The organism is Klebsiella sp. B345 (assembly GCF_051131735.1).
Classification (GTDB): Bacteria; Pseudomonadota; Gammaproteobacteria; order Enterobacterales; family Enterobacteriaceae; genus Klebsiella.
Window position 1 is genome coordinate 184297 of the sequence record NZ_CP180443.1, and the last position, 16649, is coordinate 200945.

The 16649-nt window shown below is 54.8% G+C and carries 17 protein-coding genes and 2 pseudogenes; 11 read left to right on the forward strand and 8 right to left on the reverse strand.

The features are described from left to right. Positions 1-72 precede the first annotated feature (72 nt). The 5 genes from ACMYSO_RS00875 to ACMYSO_RS00895 form a co-directional block, all read right to left on the reverse strand. Positions 73-198 carry a DUF2474 domain-containing protein gene (locus tag ACMYSO_RS00875; RefSeq protein ID WP_434668810.1) on the reverse strand — a complete coding sequence of 42 codons (126 nt, stop codon included), beginning with the start codon at positions 196-198 and terminating at the stop codon, positions 73-75. Further along, entirely contained in the window at positions 198-1208 is a 1011-nt protein-coding gene (cydB, locus tag ACMYSO_RS00880) for a cytochrome d ubiquinol oxidase subunit II (protein ID WP_434668811.1), read from the reverse strand. Before cydB ends, ACMYSO_RS00875 begins: the two co-directional genes overlap by 1 nt. Next, on the reverse strand, positions 1208-2605 hold the full coding sequence (locus ACMYSO_RS00885; RefSeq protein ID WP_434668812.1) for a cytochrome ubiquinol oxidase subunit I: 1398 nt from the start codon (positions 2603-2605) through the stop codon (positions 1208-1210). The genes cydB and ACMYSO_RS00885 overlap by 1 nt, the downstream gene beginning before the upstream one ends. 167 nt (positions 2606-2772) lie before the next feature. Continuing rightward, positions 2773-3123: a DUF1294 domain-containing protein gene (locus tag ACMYSO_RS00890; RefSeq protein ID WP_434668813.1), complete on the reverse strand. Its 351-nt coding sequence runs from the start codon at positions 3121-3123 to the stop codon at positions 2773-2775. A gap of 108 nt (positions 3124-3231) precedes the next feature. Continuing rightward, positions 3232-3561, reverse strand: coding sequence for an NIPSNAP family protein (locus ACMYSO_RS00895; protein ID WP_434668814.1), 330 nt, complete (start codon positions 3559-3561; stop codon positions 3232-3234). A gap of 127 nt (positions 3562-3688) precedes the next feature. On the opposite strand from ACMYSO_RS00895, the pseudogene ACMYSO_RS00900 reads away from it, so the two are divergent. Beyond that, positions 3689-3849, forward strand: a pseudogene (locus ACMYSO_RS00900) (DUF2000 family protein); the annotation flags it as partial. Between the two features lie 250 nt (positions 3850-4099). Beyond that, positions 4100-4630 carry a glyoxalase superfamily protein gene (locus ACMYSO_RS00905; RefSeq protein WP_434668815.1) on the forward strand — a complete coding sequence of 177 codons (531 nt, stop codon included), beginning with the start codon at positions 4100-4102 and terminating at the stop codon, positions 4628-4630. Positions 4631-4688: 58 nt separating this feature from the next. Here ACMYSO_RS00905 and ACMYSO_RS00910 read toward each other — a convergent pair whose 3' ends face one another. Further along, on the reverse strand, positions 4689-5636 hold the full coding sequence (locus ACMYSO_RS00910) for an alpha/beta hydrolase (RefSeq protein WP_434668816.1): 948 nt from the start codon (positions 5634-5636) through the stop codon (positions 4689-4691). 293 nt (positions 5637-5929) lie between these two features. Between ACMYSO_RS00910 and ACMYSO_RS00915 the strand changes: the two genes are divergently transcribed. The 9 genes and pseudogenes from ACMYSO_RS00915 (at position 5930) to ACMYSO_RS00955 (ending at position 14718) form a co-directional block, all read left to right on the forward strand. Next, positions 5930-6496: a nucleotidyltransferase family protein gene (locus ACMYSO_RS00915; protein ID WP_434668817.1), complete on the forward strand. Its 567-nt coding sequence runs from the start codon at positions 5930-5932 to the stop codon at positions 6494-6496. Between the two features lie 40 nt (positions 6497-6536). After that, positions 6537-6674 (forward strand): annotated as a pseudogene (locus ACMYSO_RS00920) (class I SAM-dependent methyltransferase); the annotation flags it as partial. A gap of 100 nt (positions 6675-6774) precedes the next feature. Continuing rightward, positions 6775-8187 carry a PLP-dependent aminotransferase family protein gene (locus ACMYSO_RS00925; protein WP_434668818.1) on the forward strand — a complete coding sequence of 471 codons (1413 nt, stop codon included), beginning with the start codon at positions 6775-6777 and terminating at the stop codon, positions 8185-8187. Positions 8188-8487: 300 nt separating this feature from the next. Beyond that, positions 8488-9633 (forward strand): putative ABC transporter substrate-binding protein YdcS, encoded by a 1146-nt coding sequence (gene ydcS, locus ACMYSO_RS00930; RefSeq protein ID WP_434668819.1) that lies wholly within the window; start codon positions 8488-8490, stop codon positions 9631-9633. A gap of 17 nt (positions 9634-9650) precedes the next feature. Beyond that, on the forward strand, positions 9651-10664 hold the full coding sequence (locus tag ACMYSO_RS00935; protein WP_434668820.1) for an ABC transporter ATP-binding protein: 1014 nt from the start codon (positions 9651-9653) through the stop codon (positions 10662-10664). A gap of 1 nt (position 10665) precedes the next feature. Next, entirely contained in the window at positions 10666-11595 is a 930-nt protein-coding gene (locus tag ACMYSO_RS00940) for an ABC transporter permease (protein ID WP_434668821.1), read from the forward strand. Continuing rightward, the gene (locus ACMYSO_RS00945; RefSeq protein WP_434668822.1) at positions 11585-12391 is read left to right on the forward strand and encodes an ABC transporter permease; all 807 of its coding nucleotides are present in this window, start codon (positions 11585-11587) and stop codon (positions 12389-12391) included. The genes ACMYSO_RS00940 and ACMYSO_RS00945 overlap by 11 nt, the downstream gene beginning before the upstream one ends. A gap of 22 nt (positions 12392-12413) precedes the next feature. After that, entirely contained in the window at positions 12414-13838 is a 1425-nt protein-coding gene (gene patD / locus ACMYSO_RS00950; protein ID WP_434668823.1) for an aminobutyraldehyde dehydrogenase, read from the forward strand. A 253-nt stretch (positions 13839-14091) separates the two neighbouring features. Next, positions 14092-14718, forward strand: a complete 627-nt coding sequence (locus ACMYSO_RS00955) for a YagU family protein (RefSeq protein WP_434668824.1) — start codon at positions 14092-14094, stop codon at positions 14716-14718. Between the two features lie 109 nt (positions 14719-14827). Here ACMYSO_RS00955 and ACMYSO_RS00960 read toward each other — a convergent pair whose 3' ends face one another. Together ACMYSO_RS00960 and ACMYSO_RS00965 are read right to left on the reverse strand one after the other, a co-directional pair. Continuing rightward, a complete protein-coding gene (locus ACMYSO_RS00960; RefSeq protein ID WP_434668825.1) occupies positions 14828-15166 on the reverse strand; it encodes a hypothetical protein in 339 nt (112 codons plus the stop codon). A 936-nt stretch (positions 15167-16102) separates the two neighbouring features. Further along, a complete protein-coding gene (locus tag ACMYSO_RS00965; protein WP_434668826.1) occupies positions 16103-16225 on the reverse strand; it encodes a small membrane protein in 123 nt (40 codons plus the stop codon). Positions 16226-16649 lie beyond the last annotated feature (424 nt).

The window sequence follows — 16649 nt, forward strand, 5'->3', positions numbered from 1 at the left end:
TAAGATTTCAGCAAAAAAATGTGGAGACAAAATGGAGGTTCTGTTATTCAGAATCGTCTCATCCGTACAGGATTAAACTTTCAGTCCCGCCGCGGTCATCAGCAGTCGAAAAAGCATACTGATGGCCGCCAGCGCCAGCATGCTTCCTCCCCACAATGCGACCATCCACAATAATTGTTTGAGCCTGGATTGATTCATCAATGATACCCCTCACCATGTTGGACCTTGCCGCGAAAGACGTAATAACTCCAGAAGGTGTAGCCAAGGATCACCGGGATAATGAGCAGGGCGCCCACTAACATAAAGCCCTGGCTTTGCGGCGGAGCGGCGGCCTGCCACAGCGTAATATTGGGCGGGATAATATGGGGCCAGATGCTGATCCCCAGACCGCTGAAACCAAGGAACACCAGCCCCAATGTCAGGATAAAGGGCCGTGCGTGGCTATTGTGGTTGCCCAGCGTTTGCCATAACCAGAATCCGATCACCGCCACCAGCAGGGGGACCGGCAGCAGGAAAAACAGATCCGGCAGGCTGAACCAGCGGGCCGCAATGGCCGGCTGGGCCAGCGGGGTCCACAGGCTGATAATGGCGATGGTCGCCAGCAGTGCCAGCAGCAGGCCGCGCGAAGTGCGACGCATCTTGTCATGCAGCGGATTTTCGCTTTTCATCACCAGCCATGTAGCGCCGAGCAGCGCATAGGCCACCGTCAGCCCCAGGCCGCAGAACAGGGTAAAAGGCGTCAGCCAATCGAACATCCCGCCGCTGAAGGCGCGTCCGCTCACCGAAAAACCGTTGATCACCGCCCCGACAACGATGCCCTGGGTAAAGGTGGCCAGCAGCGAACCGCCAAGGAAGGCCGAGTCCCAGAACGGGCGGTGCGATGGGGTGGCCTGGAAGCGAAATTCAAATGCCACGCCGCGGAAAATCAGGCCAATCAACATCAGCGTCAGCGGGATCGCCAGCGCATCGATAATCACCGCATAGGCCAGCGGAAAGGCCCCGAATAGCGCAGCGCCACCGAGCACCAGCCAGGTTTCGTTGCCATCCCAGACTGGCGCGACGCTATTGACCATCACGTCACGGTCTTCGCCATCACGGGTGGTGCTGAACAGGATGCCGATCCCTAAATCGAAACCATCCATTACGATATACATCAGGGTGGCGAAGACGATGATCACAAACCAGATAACCGATAAATCGATCCCCATTAGTGGGACTCCTTATGCTGAAAACCTTCCGTTGCGGCGGAGAGCGGGCGAGCCGGGGTGCCGGAATGCGGCGGATTGACCGCCTGCGGACCTTTGCGGATCAGGCGCAACATATAGCTGTAGCCGACGCCGAACACCGCGCTGTAGACCACGAAAAAGGTCAGCAGGCTGACGGTCATATGCAGGTCGCCGTGAGCGGAGACCGCATCAGCGGTTCGCTGTACGCCATAGACCACCCAGGGCTGACGGCCCACTTCGGTGGTGACCCAGCCGGCCAGAATCGCGATCAGCCCGGACGGCCCCATCCAGAGCGCGAAGCGCAGGAACGGCCTGGACTGGTACAGACGATGGCGGTAGCGCAGCCACAGCGCCATTACCCCGAGCAGGATCATCAGTATGCCAAGGCCGGCCATCAGGCGAAATGACCAGAAGACGATGGTTGAGTTCGGGCGATCTTCCGGCGCGAACTCTTTCAGGGCGGGTACCTGTTTATCGAAGCTATGGGTCAGGATAAGGCTGCCGAGCGCTGGAATTTCCAGGCCGTAACGGGTACGTTCCTGCTCCATGTCCGGCAGGCCAAACAGCAGCAGCGGGGTGGGTTCTCCCGGACGGTTTTCCCAGTGGCCTTCGATGGCCGCAATTTTCGCCGGCTGATGCTTCAGGGTGTTCAGGCCGTGCATGTCGCCAATCATCGCCTGAATGGGGGCGACGATAAGCAGCATCCACAGGGCCATGGAGAACATCGCGCGGATCGCCGGGATGTTATTGCCGCGCAGCAGGTGCCACGCCGCCGAGGCACCGACAAACAGCGCGCTGCTGAGAAAGGCGGCGACCGTCATGTGCAGCAGGCGATAAGGGAACGACGGGTTAAAGATAACTTTAAACCAGTCGACCGGGACCACCTGGCCGTTGACGATCTCGAAACCCTGCGGGGTTTGCATCCAGCTGTTGGAGGCGAGGATCCAGAAGGTTGAAATGATCGTCCCGAGGGCCACCATGCAGGTGGCGAAGAAGTGCATTCCGGGGCTGACCCGGTTCCAGCCGAACAGCATGACGCCGAGGAAGCCGGCTTCAAGGAAGAAGGCGGTCAGGACTTCATAGGTCAGCAGCGGGCCGGTAATGCTGCCGGCAAATTCAGAGAAACCGCTCCAGTTGGTGCCGAACTGATAGGCCATCACGAGGCCGGACACCACGCCCATGCCAAAGTTGACGGCGAAAATCTTTGACCAGAAGTGGTACAACGAGCGCCAGACCGGATTTTTAGTTTTTAACCATAATCCTTCCAGCACCGCCAGATAGCTGGCCAGCCCAATGGTGATGGCGGGAAAGATGATGTGAAAAGAGACGGTAAAGGCGAACTGGATTCGCGCAAGGTGGAATGCATCAAGACCGAACATGCAGTACTCCGCAAGAAAATTGATTCAGCGCAATTTTAAAGGGCGGCGGCAGGGGCTTGCAGAGGCAGAAGCGGGCTTTTTTATGATAACAGTTGTGTGACTGTTATGATTTTACGCGGGTGCTAACGGTGGAACAGCGCCCGCGTCGGACGTGAGCGAGTGTCGGTTCAGACCGCGACGGGGCCCCAGGCATACAGCCAGTATCCGCCCGCCAGCACGATAATATTCAGTATCACGCTGATCATAAAGTAGGTTTTAAAGGGCTGTTTTTGGGTTTTATGGCGAAAACACTGCTGACCCACGATTGCGCCGGGCCATCCACCGACGAAGCCAAATACCAGCAGCGTGGATTCAGGGACCCGTCGCCACGCCTTGCGGGCAGCGGTTTTATCCATCCCGTAGAGCGCCAGCGTCAGGAGATTGACCAGCAGTAACCACATGACGAGCGGGTGAGGTAGAAACAGGCTGCCAGCCGCCGCGAGGCCCAGCAGAAGATAACAGAAGCGATTGAGATTCATAGAGTGGAGCAATATGGGCCGAAGTGAAAGAGGGCCAGTATACCCGATTCTGGCGAGGCGGTGACGCTGGCCTCGTCAAGTCTGTCAGTACTGGCGAGAAGGACATCCTTACTGAAGTCGTAAACCATCGACACTGTCTCGCGGAAGGGCGATCACGGTTTTCAGTGCGGTGTCGATGCTGCGCACGATCGCCTCACGTGGCCCGTCACGCCAGTCAGCGCTGGCATAAAATGCCGCAAGACTACTTTCCATACTTTCCATGCTGGCAAAGGCGCGGATCAGATAGTAGCTGTCCGGATCATGTAGCGAATGACCACATGAAACAACATCAATCTGATGGTGTTGGTGCAACGGTACGCTAATTTCTAGCATTAAGCGATGAAAAGCAGCGCCGGTTCCTTTATGTAAGGTATATTGTAATATTTCAATAATTTTCAAATGGTTACTCCGATGGTGCGATGATAAATTTGCCCAGAAAATTGTCCAGACAACGGCAGAACTGCACGAGTTATCCCGTTATACCCGAAAATGTATACTATACAGGTGGTGGTTTACAGGTGATGGTATTCCTTACATTCATGCAATGTTTTCTACCGGGCATGATGAAGCTAACCGGGAAGTATTCCGCGCGGCAGATGCGATAATCTGGACCTGGTGGGAATTGGTCTGCGTGGCCCCAAAAAAGAGGTCGATAAGGTGATTAAAGGGATCGCTCTGCACAAATAGTATTACCGCCCGGCGGAGTCTGACCGCCATATTCACCCTGGTCTTCTGTCTATTATCAGAAGGCCAGCACCGCATACTTGCTTCCTTTCAGTCCATCAGCTAACTTCCTCTGTGGCTTGTGCTGCCTGCCGCTCGCGTCCTCACGGAAAGGTGAAAGCACGTCATTATCCCGGTTTTGCTTCATTCATCTTTTTTGACGATCGGGGTCTGGTAATGCGAGCACCGGTGTGCCCTGACGACAGGAGAGAACATGTTTTCTATCGCGCAAGCAAAACTGATGGCGACAAAATTACGCACTGAGCTGGCGTCACGCGAGGTCACGATTTCCCACTCAGCCGCTCTCGAAATTGTCTCTCAGCAGATGGGCTTTAGGGACTGGAATACGGCATCGGCAAAGTTAGCCCCTCAGGCCGCGGACGCGGTGGTGTCGTTTGAAAAGTGCATTCCTATTTTGCGTATGTTTGATGAACGCAAGGCCCGTGAGTTTTACCTCGATTTCCTTGGGTTTACGGTGGAGTTTGAGCACCGTTTCGAAGCGGACCTGCCGTTGTATATGGGCATTAGCCGTAACGGCTTGCAGATCCATCTGAGCGAACATCATGGCGATGCCAGCCCGGGGGCCACGCTTTTTGTTCCCATGAACCACATCGCGTTATTCCGGGATGAGTTAAATATTAAACAATACGGCTATGGCAGGCCCGAAATCGTCCAGCAAGCGTGGGGAAAAATCCTCGAGGTGTACGATCCGTTTGGCAACAGAATTCGTTTCTGCGAGAGCTGAATTGACACCATCGTTGACGTGACTGCCCGCGACAGTGCGGGCAGTATTCACCGCTGGATTATTGACAACCAGCGGTGTTAACCGTTTTATCATCGCTGATATCTAACAGCGCACTGCGGAAAGAGGCAGTGAACATTGGGCCGTGGCCCAGACCGGGGAAATTCCAGTACGCAGTGTTAACACCTTTCTCTTTCAGCGTGGTGAGCGAGGCGTGAATTTTGGTCAGTATCCCGTCGAGGTGCTTTTCACGGTTATCGTTCGGCATCGCCGATCCTTCCATGATCGACAGGTGTTTTGCGCAGTATTGTGACGGATTGACCGCCGTAATACGGCTCAGCAGGGCGTCATTGCCTCTGCCCAATGACGGGCTGGCGCTGTAGTACCGCTGAAACAGGGAGGACGACAGCCAGGCATCCAGGACGAACAGGCCGCCGAAGGAGTGCCCCCACAGGCCGCGGCGCTGGGGATCGATGGTCAGCCCTTGTTCTGCCTTCGCGACAATACGCGTTTCGAGTAACTGGCGGAAGTCGTTGCTACCGCCGCTCTTACGATTAGCACGCTCGCCGCTGGTACCGGCTTTGCCGTTTTGTACGCCTGCTGGCGTATAGTCGTAGGCGCGGGCGTTGAGATCGAAGGGGAGGTTGGTCTGATATCCGACCGCCACGATCACCGGCGGTGATTTGTCCGCCAGCTGCCGGAGCAGGGCTTCATCCAGACGGTCCATGACCGCATTGCCGTCGAGCATATACAACACCGGGTAGCCCGACGCCGGCGCGGCTTTGTTCGGCACGGCGGTCCAGACCCGGTAATGGCGGGAGCCATCGGCAGAATCGAACTGGTTGACGCTGAAGTGGTAAACCGAGGAGCCCTTATCCGCGATACTCGGTCCCAGCGGCTGCATATCCGGCCTCGCCAGACTCTGCGTGCTGACGATTAAGGTCAAACAAGAAACAAGAGAAAACAACGCCTTGCTCGGGCGTGTTGCACGATACTCACGGGCATACATCTGATGATTAATCCTTTTCCGCTGGTGGTATCGTCTTTCCGGCCCTGATGTGTTCCCCTGCGACGCCGGTATACCGTACCAGATAACTAGTTAATGCAAATGATAATAATTACCAATATCATCAGTTAATTGCAACCATAATTAAAAATGCAACCCCAGCAACCCCAAGGAGGAGTGACAGGAATGCGCGCAGTCATTGGTCTGGTCTTCATGCCGCCAAATCAAGCTGTGGCGCCAGGATACCGATACACTACTCTCAGCAGGCATAGCCACGTTTTTGACCAGGAAAAAAAATGACGCATCAGGAGATAGTGCAGCGCATATTGGCAGATGACCCGCTGAGAATGGCGGCGCTCCGCGGCGTGCAGGCGTTGCAGCTGCCTGACGGCTGGATCGGCGCGGGGTTTGTGCGAGATGCCGTGTGGGATCATCTGCATGGATACGGGCAACGCCCCATCTCCGGGGATGTCGATGTGGTCTGGTTCGACGCGGCGCAGCGCAATCCTGAGCAGGACTACGCCCTGGAAGCGCAGCTCAATCGGCAGCAGCCAACCTTTAACTGGTCGGTGAAAAACCAGGCCAGAATGCACCAACGCAACGGTCACGATCCGTATCGCTCAACGCAACATGCCCTGCAGTTCTGGCCGGAGACCGCCACGGCGGTAGCGGTCAGGCTCGGGAAGATGACAGGTATCGAGACGATTGCCCCCTACGGGCTCGACGATCTGTTTGCCCTGCGCCTACGGCCAACGCCGTCATTTGAACATGAGAAGCTGCCGGTTTTCAGGCAACGCGTCATCGCGAAGCGCTGGAAGGAACGCTATCCCGAATTGCAGCTTCTCACGCGGCCCATGCTGTAGATCAGGCAGAAGAGGGTGAGCCAATTCAGATCAACCCTGACGTACGCTGAAGCCTCTTCAGGCGTTAATCGATGAGATAAAAGACGCTCAGTTTAACGTGCTGGCAGTTCGGGTGAATCACAATCCGTTGTGGGATCATGCCACCGTGGTCTGTACAGCCGCTTCATCGTCGGTGTGAGGGCGTTAGGGCTATCGTCTGAGCTATAACAGTTTTTATAAACGACTATTTTTTTATGGCTGATATACTATCAGGCACCTCAGCTCTCCCGGACAACGCCATGAAAAAATACCAGCAGCTTGCGCAGCAGTTAACCGAACAGATGGCACTTGGCGTCTGGCAACCCGGCGACCGTCTGCCATCGCTGCGTGAACAGGTGGTCAGCAGCGGGATGAGTTTTATGACCGTCAGCCATGCTTACCAACTGCTTGAAAGCCAGGGGCGGATTATTGCCCGTCCGCAGTCCGGTTACTATGTGGCACCAAAGCCGGTCAAGCTGCGCCAGCCGGCACCGCCTGCGCAGGTGACGCGTGACGAAGCGGTGGATATCAATACCTACATTTTTGAGGTGCTGCAGGCCAGCCGCCGGGCCTCGATGCTGCCGTTTGCCTCGGCCTTTCCCGACCCGCGCCTGTTCCCGCTCCAGCAGCTTAACCGCTCGCTGGCGCAGGTGAGTAAAACGGCGACGGCGATGAGCGTCATTGAAAACCTCCCGCCGGGAAATAGCGAACTGCGCCACGCGATCGCCCGCCGCTATGCCCTGCAGGGGATTAATATCTCGCCGGATGATATCGTCATCACCGCCGGCGCCCTGGAGGCGCTTAATCTCAGCCTGCAGGCGGTGACCGAGCCGGGCGACTGGGTGGTAGTGGAAAACCCCTGTTTCTACGGTGCATTGCAGGCGCTGGAGCGATTACGCTTAAAAGCGCTGTCGGTGGCGACGGACGTAAAAGAGGGCATCGATTTAGACGCCCTGGAGCAGGCGCTGCAGAACTACCCGGTCAAAGCCTGCTGGTTGATGACCAACGGGCAAAACCCGCTCGGCTTTACCCTCAGCGCTGAGAAAAAAGCCCGACTGGTGGAGCTGCTGACGCGTTATAACGTGGTGCTGATCGAAGACGATGTCTATAGCGAGCTCTATTTCGGCCGGGAAAAGCCGCTGCCGGCGAAATACTGGGACCACAATGAGATGACGCTGCACTGCAGCTCGTTTTCAAAATGTCTGGTGCCGGGCTTTCGTATTGGCTGGGTGGCCGCAGGTAAACACGCCCGACGGATTCAGCAGTTGCAACTCATGAGTACCCTCTCGACCAGCTCGCCGATGCAGTTGGCGCTGGTGGATTATCTCTCCACCCGGCGCTATGACGCGCATCTTCGCCGTCTGCGCCGCCAGCTTGCCGAACGCAAACAGCTGGCCTGGCAGGCGCTGCTGCGCCATTTACCCGCTGAGGTGAAAATTCATCATAGCGATAGCGGTTATTTTCTGTGGCTGGAGCTACCGGAAGGCGCTGATGCCGGCGAACTGAGCGCCCGTGCGCTGCAGGATAATATCAGCATTGCGCCGGGGAAAATGTTCTCCACCACCGCCAACTGGGCCTCATTCTTCCGTTTTAATACCGCGTGGGGATGGGGGGAAAGAGAAGAGCAAGGGGTGAAACGCCTCGGTGAACTTATTCGCGAGCTGCTGAGCTGAATCCCAGCCAACCCCCTGTGTTTTGAAAGACGACGGGTATAAATAATATTATCAAAGCCTGCCGGTAAATATTTTACCGGCACCAGCCATAGGAAATATGCATAGTCGTATTCTGTCCCTAACTCCTTGTCTATAATCCATATTGTTTCCCAGTATTCGCGGACTTTTTACGGAATGCGTCCCTTGTCACAACCTGAATAAATTTCTCCAGGAGGCAGCAGGGCGCCGTCTAGTGTTATTAAGGGAGATATTTTTACGGCATGGCTGCCGCTAATTTTATTGTGACAGGAGTAACACCCAATGAGCAAAAAAATAGCCCGTGGCAGCCTCTATGCACTGGGTATGGCCTGCCTGACCGTGCAGGCCGCGCAACCACCTGCTTCGCTGGATAAAGGAGAAGGTCGGCTCGATATTATTGCCTGGCCGGGTTATATCGAGCGTGGTCAGACCGACAAAAACTATGACTGGGTGACCCAGTTTGAAAAAGAGAGCGGCTGCCAGGTGAATGTGAAAACCGCCGCGACCTCTGATGAAATGGTCAGCCTGATGGCGAAAGGGGGTTATGACCTGGTCACCGCCTCCGGTGACGCCTCTCTGCGCCTGATTATGGGCAAGCGAGTGCAGCCGATTAATACCGCCCTAATCCCTAACTGGCGAACCCTTGACCCACGGGTCGAAAAAGGCGCCTGGTTTAACGTCGACGGTAAAGTTTACGGCACGCCGTATCAGTGGGGGCCGAACCTGCTGATGTACAACACCCGGGTCTTCCCGACCCCGCCAGACAGCTGGAACGTGGTCTTCGTCAAACAGAATCTCTCTGACGGTAAAAGCAACAGCGGACGTGTTCAGGCCTACGACGGGCCGATCTATATCGCCGATGCTGCGCTATTCGTCAAAGCGACGCAGCCGCAACTGGGCATCACTGACCCCTACCAGTTAACCGAAGAACAATATCAGGCGGTGCTCAAGGTCCTGCGCGATCAACGCAAACTGATCCACCGCTACTGGCATGACACCACCGTGCAGATGAGCGACTTTAAAAACGAAGGTGTGGTCGCCTCCAGCGCCTGGCCGTATCAGGCCAATGGTTTAAAAAGTGAAGGTCAGCCGATCGCTACCGTTTTCCCGAAAGAGGGGGTAACCGGCTGGGCGGACACCACGATGTTGCACAGCGACGCCAAACACCCGGTGTGCGCCTATAAATGGATGAACTGGTCGCTGACGCCGAAGGTGCAGGGCGACGTAGCGGCCTGGTTTGGCTCGCTGCCGGTGGTACCGCAGGGCTGCAAAGCCAGCACGCTATTGGGGGATAAAGGCTGTGAAACCAATGGCTACAACGAGTTTGCGAAAATCGCCTTCTGGAAAACACCGGTTGCCGAAGGGGGCAAATTTGTGCCTTACAGCCGCTGGACACAGGATTATATCGCCATTATGGGCGGTATTTGACTGGCTGGAGGCTGAGCATGACCTATGCAGTAGAGTTTCATAACGTCTCGCGTTTCTACGGCGATGTTCGCGCGGTGGATGGCGTCAGCATGGGGATCCGTGATGGCGAGTTTTTCTCAATGCTGGGGCCGTCAGGCTCCGGCAAAACCACTTGCTTGCGACTGATCGCCGGTTTCGAACAGCTCTCCGGTGGGGAGATTTCAATCTTTGGCCACAAGGCCAGCGAACTGCCGCCGTGGCAGCGCGATGTGAACACCGTCTTCCAGGACTATGCGCTGTTTCCCCATATGACCATCCTCGATAACGTTGCCTACGGGCTGATGGTGAAAGGGATCGGCAAAAAAGAGCGCCATTTTCGTGCGCAGGAAGCGCTTGAAAAGGTCGCCCTGGGGTTCGTCCATACCCGTAAGCCGTCACAACTCTCCGGCGGCCAGCGTCAGCGGGTGGCGATTGCCCGGGCGCTGGTCAACGAGCCGCGGGTCCTGCTGCTTGATGAGCCACTGGGGGCGCTGGATTTAAAACTGCGTGAACAGATGCAGCTGGAGCTGAAAAAGCTCCAGCAGGCGCTAGGGATTACCTTTATTTTTGTCACCCACGATCAGGGCGAAGCGCTGTCGATGTCTGACCGGGTGGCGGTGTTTAACAACGGGCGCATCGAGCAGGTGGATGCACCGCACGACCTCTATTTACGCCCCAAAACTGCTTTTGTCGCCGGATTCGTCGGCACCGCCAACGTGTTTGATACTGAACTGGCCTCGCGTCTGTGCGGGATGCGCGGCGTCTGGTCTCTGCGCCCGGAACATATCTGCCTGAACCGGGAAGGGGAAGTGCAGGTAGAGGGGACGGTGCAGGCGGTACAGTACCAGGGGGCCGCCACGCGGATCGAACTGAAGCTGGCAGGCGGCGGCAAGCTGTTGGTCAGCCAGGCGAACAGCGATAGCAGCATGGCGCTCGGCGTGCCGCAGACCGGGCAAACGGTACTGGCCTCGTGGTCGCGGGCGGCAATGGTACCGCTGGAACGGGGAGGCTGATATGACGATGGTTATTCCGCGCCCCTCCTCAGGGCGCTTTTCCGGGCTGTTCTGGCGCAAGCCGTCCCTTGGCCTGTTTTTGCTGCTGCTGGGGCCGCTGATGTGGTTCGGGATTGTCTATCTGGGATCGTTGCTGACGTTGCTGTGGCAAAGCTTCTATACCTTTGATGATTTCACCATGTCGGTCACCAGCGACCTGACCCTCGCGAACCTCAAGGCGCTATTTAACCCGGCAAACTACGACATCATTATCCGTACCCTGGTGATGGCCCTGTCGGTGACCGTTGCCAGCGCCGTACTGGCATTGCCGATGTCGTGGTATATGGCCCGCTATACTCACGGCAAAATGAAAGCCTTCTTTTACATCGCGGTGATGCTGCCGATGTGGGCGAGTTACATCGTTAAAGCCTACGCCTGGACGCTGCTGCTGGCGAAAGATGGCGTGGCACAGTGGTTTCTCGGGCATCTGGGGCTGGAAGGGCTGCTGAACATGGTGCTTACGATCCCGGCCATCGGGGGCAATACGTTATCGACCTCCGGTCTGGGGCGTTTCCTGGTGTTCGTCTATATCTGGCTGCCGTTTATGATCCTGCCGGTACAGGCGGCGCTGGAGCGTTTGCCTCCATCTTTACTGCAGGCATCCGCCGATCTTGGTGCCCGCCCGCGCCAGACCTTCCGATACGTGGTGCTGCCGCTGGCGATCCCCGGGATTGCCGCCGGTTCGATTTTCACCTTTTCGCTGACGCTGGGGGACTTTATCGTGCCCCAGCTGGTGGGGCCGCCGGGCTTTTTCATCGGCAACATGGTCTATTCACAACAAGGGGCAATAGGCAATATGCCGATGGCTGCCGCCTTTACCCTCGTGCCGATTGTGCTGATTGCCCTGTATCTGGCGTTCGTGAAACGCCTGGGAGCGTTTGATGCACTCTGAACGCGCACCGTTGTTTCTGAAAATCGCCACCTGGGGCGGGGTGATATTCCTTCATTTCCCGCTAGTGATCATCGCACTGTACGCTTTCAATACGGAAGATGCCGCCTTTAGTTTTCCCCCGCAGGGGCTGACGCTACGCTGGTTCAGCGAGGCCGCCGGGCGCAGCGATATTATCGAATCCGTGACGTTGTCACTAAAAATTGCAGCATTGTCTACCGCCATCGCGCTGGTACTTGGCACGTTGGCTGCAGGAGCACTGTGGCGCAGCACCTTTTTTGGCAAGAATGCCGTGTCGCTGTTGCTGCTGCTGCCGATTGCGCTGCCGGGCATTATCACCGGCCTCGCGCTGCTGACGGCGTTTAAGGCGGTTAACCTGGAACCTGGCCTGCTGACTATCGTGGTGGGGCATGCCACGTTTTGCGTAGTGGTGGTGTTCAACAATGTGATTGCCCGCTTTCGCCGGACCTCGTGGAGCCTGGTGGAGGCGTCAATGGATTTAGGGGCAACGGGCTGGCAGACCTTTCGCTATGTGGTGCTCCCCAATCTGGGGTCGGCGTTACTGGCAGGCGGCATGCTGGCGTTTGCTTTATCGTTTGATGAAATTATCGTCACCACTTTTACTGCCGGTCACGAGCGCACGTTGCCGCTGTGGCTGCTCAATCAGCTGGGACGCCCGCGCGATGTGCCGATCACCAACGTGGTGGCGCTGTTGGTCATGCTGGTGACGATGATCCCTATTCTGGGGGCCTGGTGGCTCACCCGTGACGGCGATACTCATGCTGAAAACGGCAAATAATTCTCATGTACAGGATAATACTATGCAACATAACCTTTTGATTAACGGTGAGTTAGTGGCAGGTGAAGGCGAAATGGTGCCGGTATTCAATCCTGCCAGCGGCGAGGTGATCCTCGAGATCGCCGAAGCGACTGAAGCACAGGTCAATGCGGCAGTTGAGGCGGCGGACCGGGCTTTTGACAGCTGGAGCCAGACCACACCGAAGATCCGGTCGGAATATCTGCTGAAGCTGGCGGATGCCATCGACGACCATGCCGAGACCCTGGCAAAACTGGAATCCTTAAACTGCGGCAAACCGCTGCACTGTGTCATTAACGACGAGCTGCCCGCCGTCGCCGATGTGTTCCGCTTTTTTGCCGGTGCAGCCCGCTGTTTGCCGGGGATGGCGGCCGGGGAATATCTCGAAGGACATACTTCGATGATCCGCCGCGACCCGGTTGGTGTCGTTGCCTCTATCGCGCCGTGGAACTATCCGCTGATGATGGCGGCGTGGAAACTAGCGCCCGCGCTCGCCGCTGGCAACTGCGTGGTGATCAAACCTTCAGAAATCACACCATTAACGGCGCTGAAACTGGCGGAACTGACTAAAGATATTCTGCCGCCCGGCGTGCTGAACGTGCTGTTTGGCCGCGGACAAACCGTGGGCGACCCGCTAACCGCGCACCCGAAAGTGCGGATGGTGTCCTTGACCGGCTCGATCGCTACCGGGGCGCATATTATTGGGCATACCGCTGCGTCGATAAAACGCACTCATATGGAGCTGGGCGGTAAAGCGCCGGTGATCGTCTTCGACGACGCGGATATCGACGCGGTGGTGGAAGGCGTTCGCACCTTCGGTTTTTATAATGCCGGGCAGGACTGTACGGCCGCCTGTCGGATTTACGCCCAGCAGGGCATTTATGATCGTCTGGTCGAGAAACTGGGGGCCGCGGTAGCCAGCCTCAACGTTGGCCAGCCGGACGACCCGGCAACCGAACTGGGGCCGCTCAGCTCGCTGGCCCATCTGGAGCGGGTCAGCGCAGCCGTTGAGGCGGCACGCGGGCTGGCACACATTAACGTGGTGACGGGCGGTAGCAAGGTGGATGGTAAAGGCTACTTCTATCAGCCGACGCTGCTGGCTGGGGCAAAACAGGAAGATGCGATCGTCCAGCGGGAAGTCTTTGGTCCGGTGGTTAGCGTGACCTCGTTCAGCGATGAAGATCAGGTTCTGGCATGGGCCAATGATTCGCAGTATGGCCTTGCCTCATCGGTGTGGACGCAGGATGTGGGAAGAGCCCACCGGCTGAGCGCGCGTTTACAGTACGGCTGCACCTGGGTAAACACCCACTTTATGCTGGTGAGCGAGATGCCGCACGGCGGGCAGAAGCTCTCCGGCTACGGCAAGGATATGTCGATGTATGGTCTGGAAGACTATACGGTGGTGCGTCACGTGATGATAAAACACTGATGAAGTGATAAGTGGCTGTAATGTGATGCATTGATATTTCAGCCGCTGTATCACGAGGCATAAGTGGGGCACTGAAGCTAACATCGCGCCGCAAGATCAACCGCAAAGAGTACCCGTCAGGCACCTGGCGGGTTTTTGTTTATGAAAACAATTTTCGGAGGCGGAATCTAAACACTGATCTAAATCAAAATGATACGCATCCAACTTAAGGAAGATTAAGGAACGGTAAATATTCCTTATGAGTGGTGGCGTTATGGCAGTAAGAGACTTTTTTGTACAGACTGAACCTCGCAGACGGCGTTATGGTGTTGCGTTGTTTATTGGGCTTATCTCGGGCGTGGTGTCGGCATTTGTAAAATGGGGTGCTGAAGTCCCCCTTCCTCCGCGTAGTCCAGTGGACATGTTTACGAGTGCGTGCGGGCCAGAATCATTAATTCGGGCTGCCGGACAAATCGATTGCTCAAGGAACTTCCTCAACCCGCCATATATTTTTCTACGCGACTGGCTGGGGCTCGCAGACCCTAATGCCGCGGTCTATACCTTTGCGGGGCATGTATTTAACTGGGTGGGCGTAACGCACATTATATTCTCCATTGTGTTCGCCGTTGGGTATTGTGTCGTTGCTGAAGTGTTCCCTAAAATTAAGTTATGGCAGGGGCTTCTAGCGGGTGCACTTGCGCAACTGTTTGTCCATATGATTTCATTCCCGCTGATGGGCTTAACTCCGCCTCTTTTCGACCTTCCATGGTATGAAAACGTTTCAGAGATAGTGGGGCACTTAGTATGGTTTTGGTCTATTGAGATAATTCGCCGGGATCTCCGAAACAGAATTACGCATGAACCTGATGCAGAGGTTCCTGTTAACACTGCATTTAGATAAGCGAATAGTTTTGTTCATTATGGCTCGCATTAGCGGGCCATTTTTATCAATGACAGGTAATCTGTTGCGGGACTTGTTGCGCAGTGGGGGTATAGCTAATTATCTTTTCCTACCGATCCTTATCATTCGTTATATCGTCATCCTCGGCAGGAGGTGTGCGGTCTGTTTCATGGTCATTCACAGAGTAGCAACGGACTGGGGGTGTATCCGATGGCCTGTCTTTATCAGATATGGTGGTTATCTTACACACCTCACCATCAGCGGTATTAAATAAAAGAACCTCAATGACGTCGCCGGTGAGGTCTTTCTTTTTATCAATGAGTTGCCATGTTCCTGTTTGATTTTCGAATTTACTATGCAGTTCGTTTGGAAACGGTGGTGGGGATTGCCTGGCATCATCGCATCCAGAGACGCCTATCATGGCAAGAAGCGGGAAAATAAATCTCATGAAATTAAACCTGCTTTGGTTGAGTTCATCGGTCAGACGTTAGATGCCTATGAAAGTTCACTGCTCATGCCCCCAAATCTTTATAGGGCCAGAACTGTTGCAGGATTTTGGCGTAGGATCGTAAGCGGTAGTGGCTGACGGGTTAGGTACAGACCCGTCAGTTCCGAAGATATCCTTTTCTGGTTTACCGTGCATGAGCAGGAGGGTGACGACATGCCAGCAGATGAGACAGGCTACATCGGCAGGACGCTCATCATCAGGTAGGCCATCAGAATACAGATCAGCGTCATATACCAGACAAAACTCATTTAATTACCTTAACTATCCATGGTTTGCAGACGGCGAATGCTGCCGGGTCTGCGCTACAGCAAGTGGCCAACGATCGTGTTAACGACGCCTGAACCCATCAATACCCTACCTATGATAAGGCATGTTCGTTCTCTTCTGAAAGCACCCAGAACCAGCAACGTCACTGGAACTGCAAAAAAGGGGAGAGCAATGATGCTGAAGGCGCGCAACAGACTACCGGGCCAACATTTTGTCATTAGTGAGACTATCACACACTACGCTCATTAGCTTGCTAATAATCACAATGGCAGTTATTGCTAAAACAAATGTGAAGAGATATGAGATGATTCTTATGCCCCTTCAAGAGCTAAGCCAGAGTGAGTGCCGGAGATAAGCGCCGGGTGGGGCGCGTAACGCAATTCAAGGTTGCCAGAACTACGACCTGTATAAGAACCCTGCATATGCTGCAGGGTTTTTTTTGCCCTTCAGGAAGACCTGCTTTACAGTGATAGCGTCCCCTGAAAGGGTGCTGACGCGAACAATTAGTAGAGCTTCTTGGATAACTTTCTGATTTATTGTGGTTGAAGGGAACGAGACAATATGAGTTCGTCAGGCGTGAGACAATAATGACGTTGTGGGTATTTCACGCTAGCGTTTATGTTTTTTTGTCGGCAGACTGGAGTGACGACGATCGCGAATGTATGAATAAAGATTGTACGCTGCAAGAACCAGCAATATTAGCGCCGCTACCAGCGCAATAATTCCTGACATGGACCACCTCAAAATAAAATGAACAATAAAGAAAACGCAAAAAGACGCATCCGAATATAAATTCACAAGTGGAATAACGCAAATACTATTTTGCGCTATTCTCATTACAACACTTGATTAACAAAGTGGTGTTAACTTTTTGCTTTGTATGGTTTTTATCGTAATGATTTGTATCACTATATCAACAGCGAGCGCCGCAGGCGGTTATGGACACTCAATAACCCTCACATTTGTCATTGCCATTAGTTTGTGCCAACGTCCATGACGTTAATGTGGCGTAATTTAGAAATCGCATACCCATTTTCATATTGCATCATGTTGACGCTATTGCTTTTAAACTAAAAAAATCAATAGTGCACAATGTCATTAAATTTTACAGATTATTCGCATTACATAATTAATCGAAAATGGCTAGCCGAGAGAA

Coding starts and splice junctions, on each gene's coding strand:
- cydB (WP_434668811.1), bottom strand. CDS start 1,208: ATGGGGATCGATTTATCGGTTATCTGGTTTGTGATCATCGTCTTCGCC.
- ACMYSO_RS00925 (WP_434668818.1), top strand. CDS start 6,775: ATGAAAAAATACCAGCAGCTTGCGCAGCAGTTAACCGAACAGATGGCA.
- ACMYSO_RS00960 (WP_434668825.1), bottom strand. CDS start 15,166: ATGAGATTTATTTTCCCGCTTCTTGCCATGATAGGCGTCTCTGGATGC.
- ACMYSO_RS00955 (WP_434668824.1), top strand. CDS start 14,092: ATGGCAGTAAGAGACTTTTTTGTACAGACTGAACCTCGCAGACGGCGT.
- ACMYSO_RS00965 (WP_434668826.1), bottom strand. CDS start 16,225: ATGTCAGGAATTATTGCGCTGGTAGCGGCGCTAATATTGCTGGTTCTT.
- ACMYSO_RS00940 (WP_434668821.1), top strand. CDS start 10,666: ATGACGATGGTTATTCCGCGCCCCTCCTCAGGGCGCTTTTCCGGGCTG.
- patD (WP_434668823.1), top strand. CDS start 12,414: ATGCAACATAACCTTTTGATTAACGGTGAGTTAGTGGCAGGTGAAGGC.
- ACMYSO_RS00875 (WP_434668810.1), bottom strand. CDS start 198: ATGAATCAATCCAGGCTCAAACAATTATTGTGGATGGTCGCATTGTGG.
- ACMYSO_RS00885 (WP_434668812.1), bottom strand. CDS start 2,605: ATGTTCGGTCTTGATGCATTCCACCTTGCGCGAATCCAGTTCGCCTTT.
- ACMYSO_RS00905 (WP_434668815.1), top strand. CDS start 4,100: ATGTTTTCTATCGCGCAAGCAAAACTGATGGCGACAAAATTACGCACT.
- ACMYSO_RS00935 (WP_434668820.1), top strand. CDS start 9,651: ATGACCTATGCAGTAGAGTTTCATAACGTCTCGCGTTTCTACGGCGAT.
- ydcS (WP_434668819.1), top strand. CDS start 8,488: ATGAGCAAAAAAATAGCCCGTGGCAGCCTCTATGCACTGGGTATGGCC.
- ACMYSO_RS00890 (WP_434668813.1), bottom strand. CDS start 3,123: ATGAATCTCAATCGCTTCTGTTATCTTCTGCTGGGCCTCGCGGCGGCT.
- ACMYSO_RS00945 (WP_434668822.1), top strand. CDS start 11,585: ATGCACTCTGAACGCGCACCGTTGTTTCTGAAAATCGCCACCTGGGGC.
- ACMYSO_RS00910 (WP_434668816.1), bottom strand. CDS start 5,636: ATGTATGCCCGTGAGTATCGTGCAACACGCCCGAGCAAGGCGTTGTTT.
- ACMYSO_RS00915 (WP_434668817.1), top strand. CDS start 5,930: ATGACGCATCAGGAGATAGTGCAGCGCATATTGGCAGATGACCCGCTG.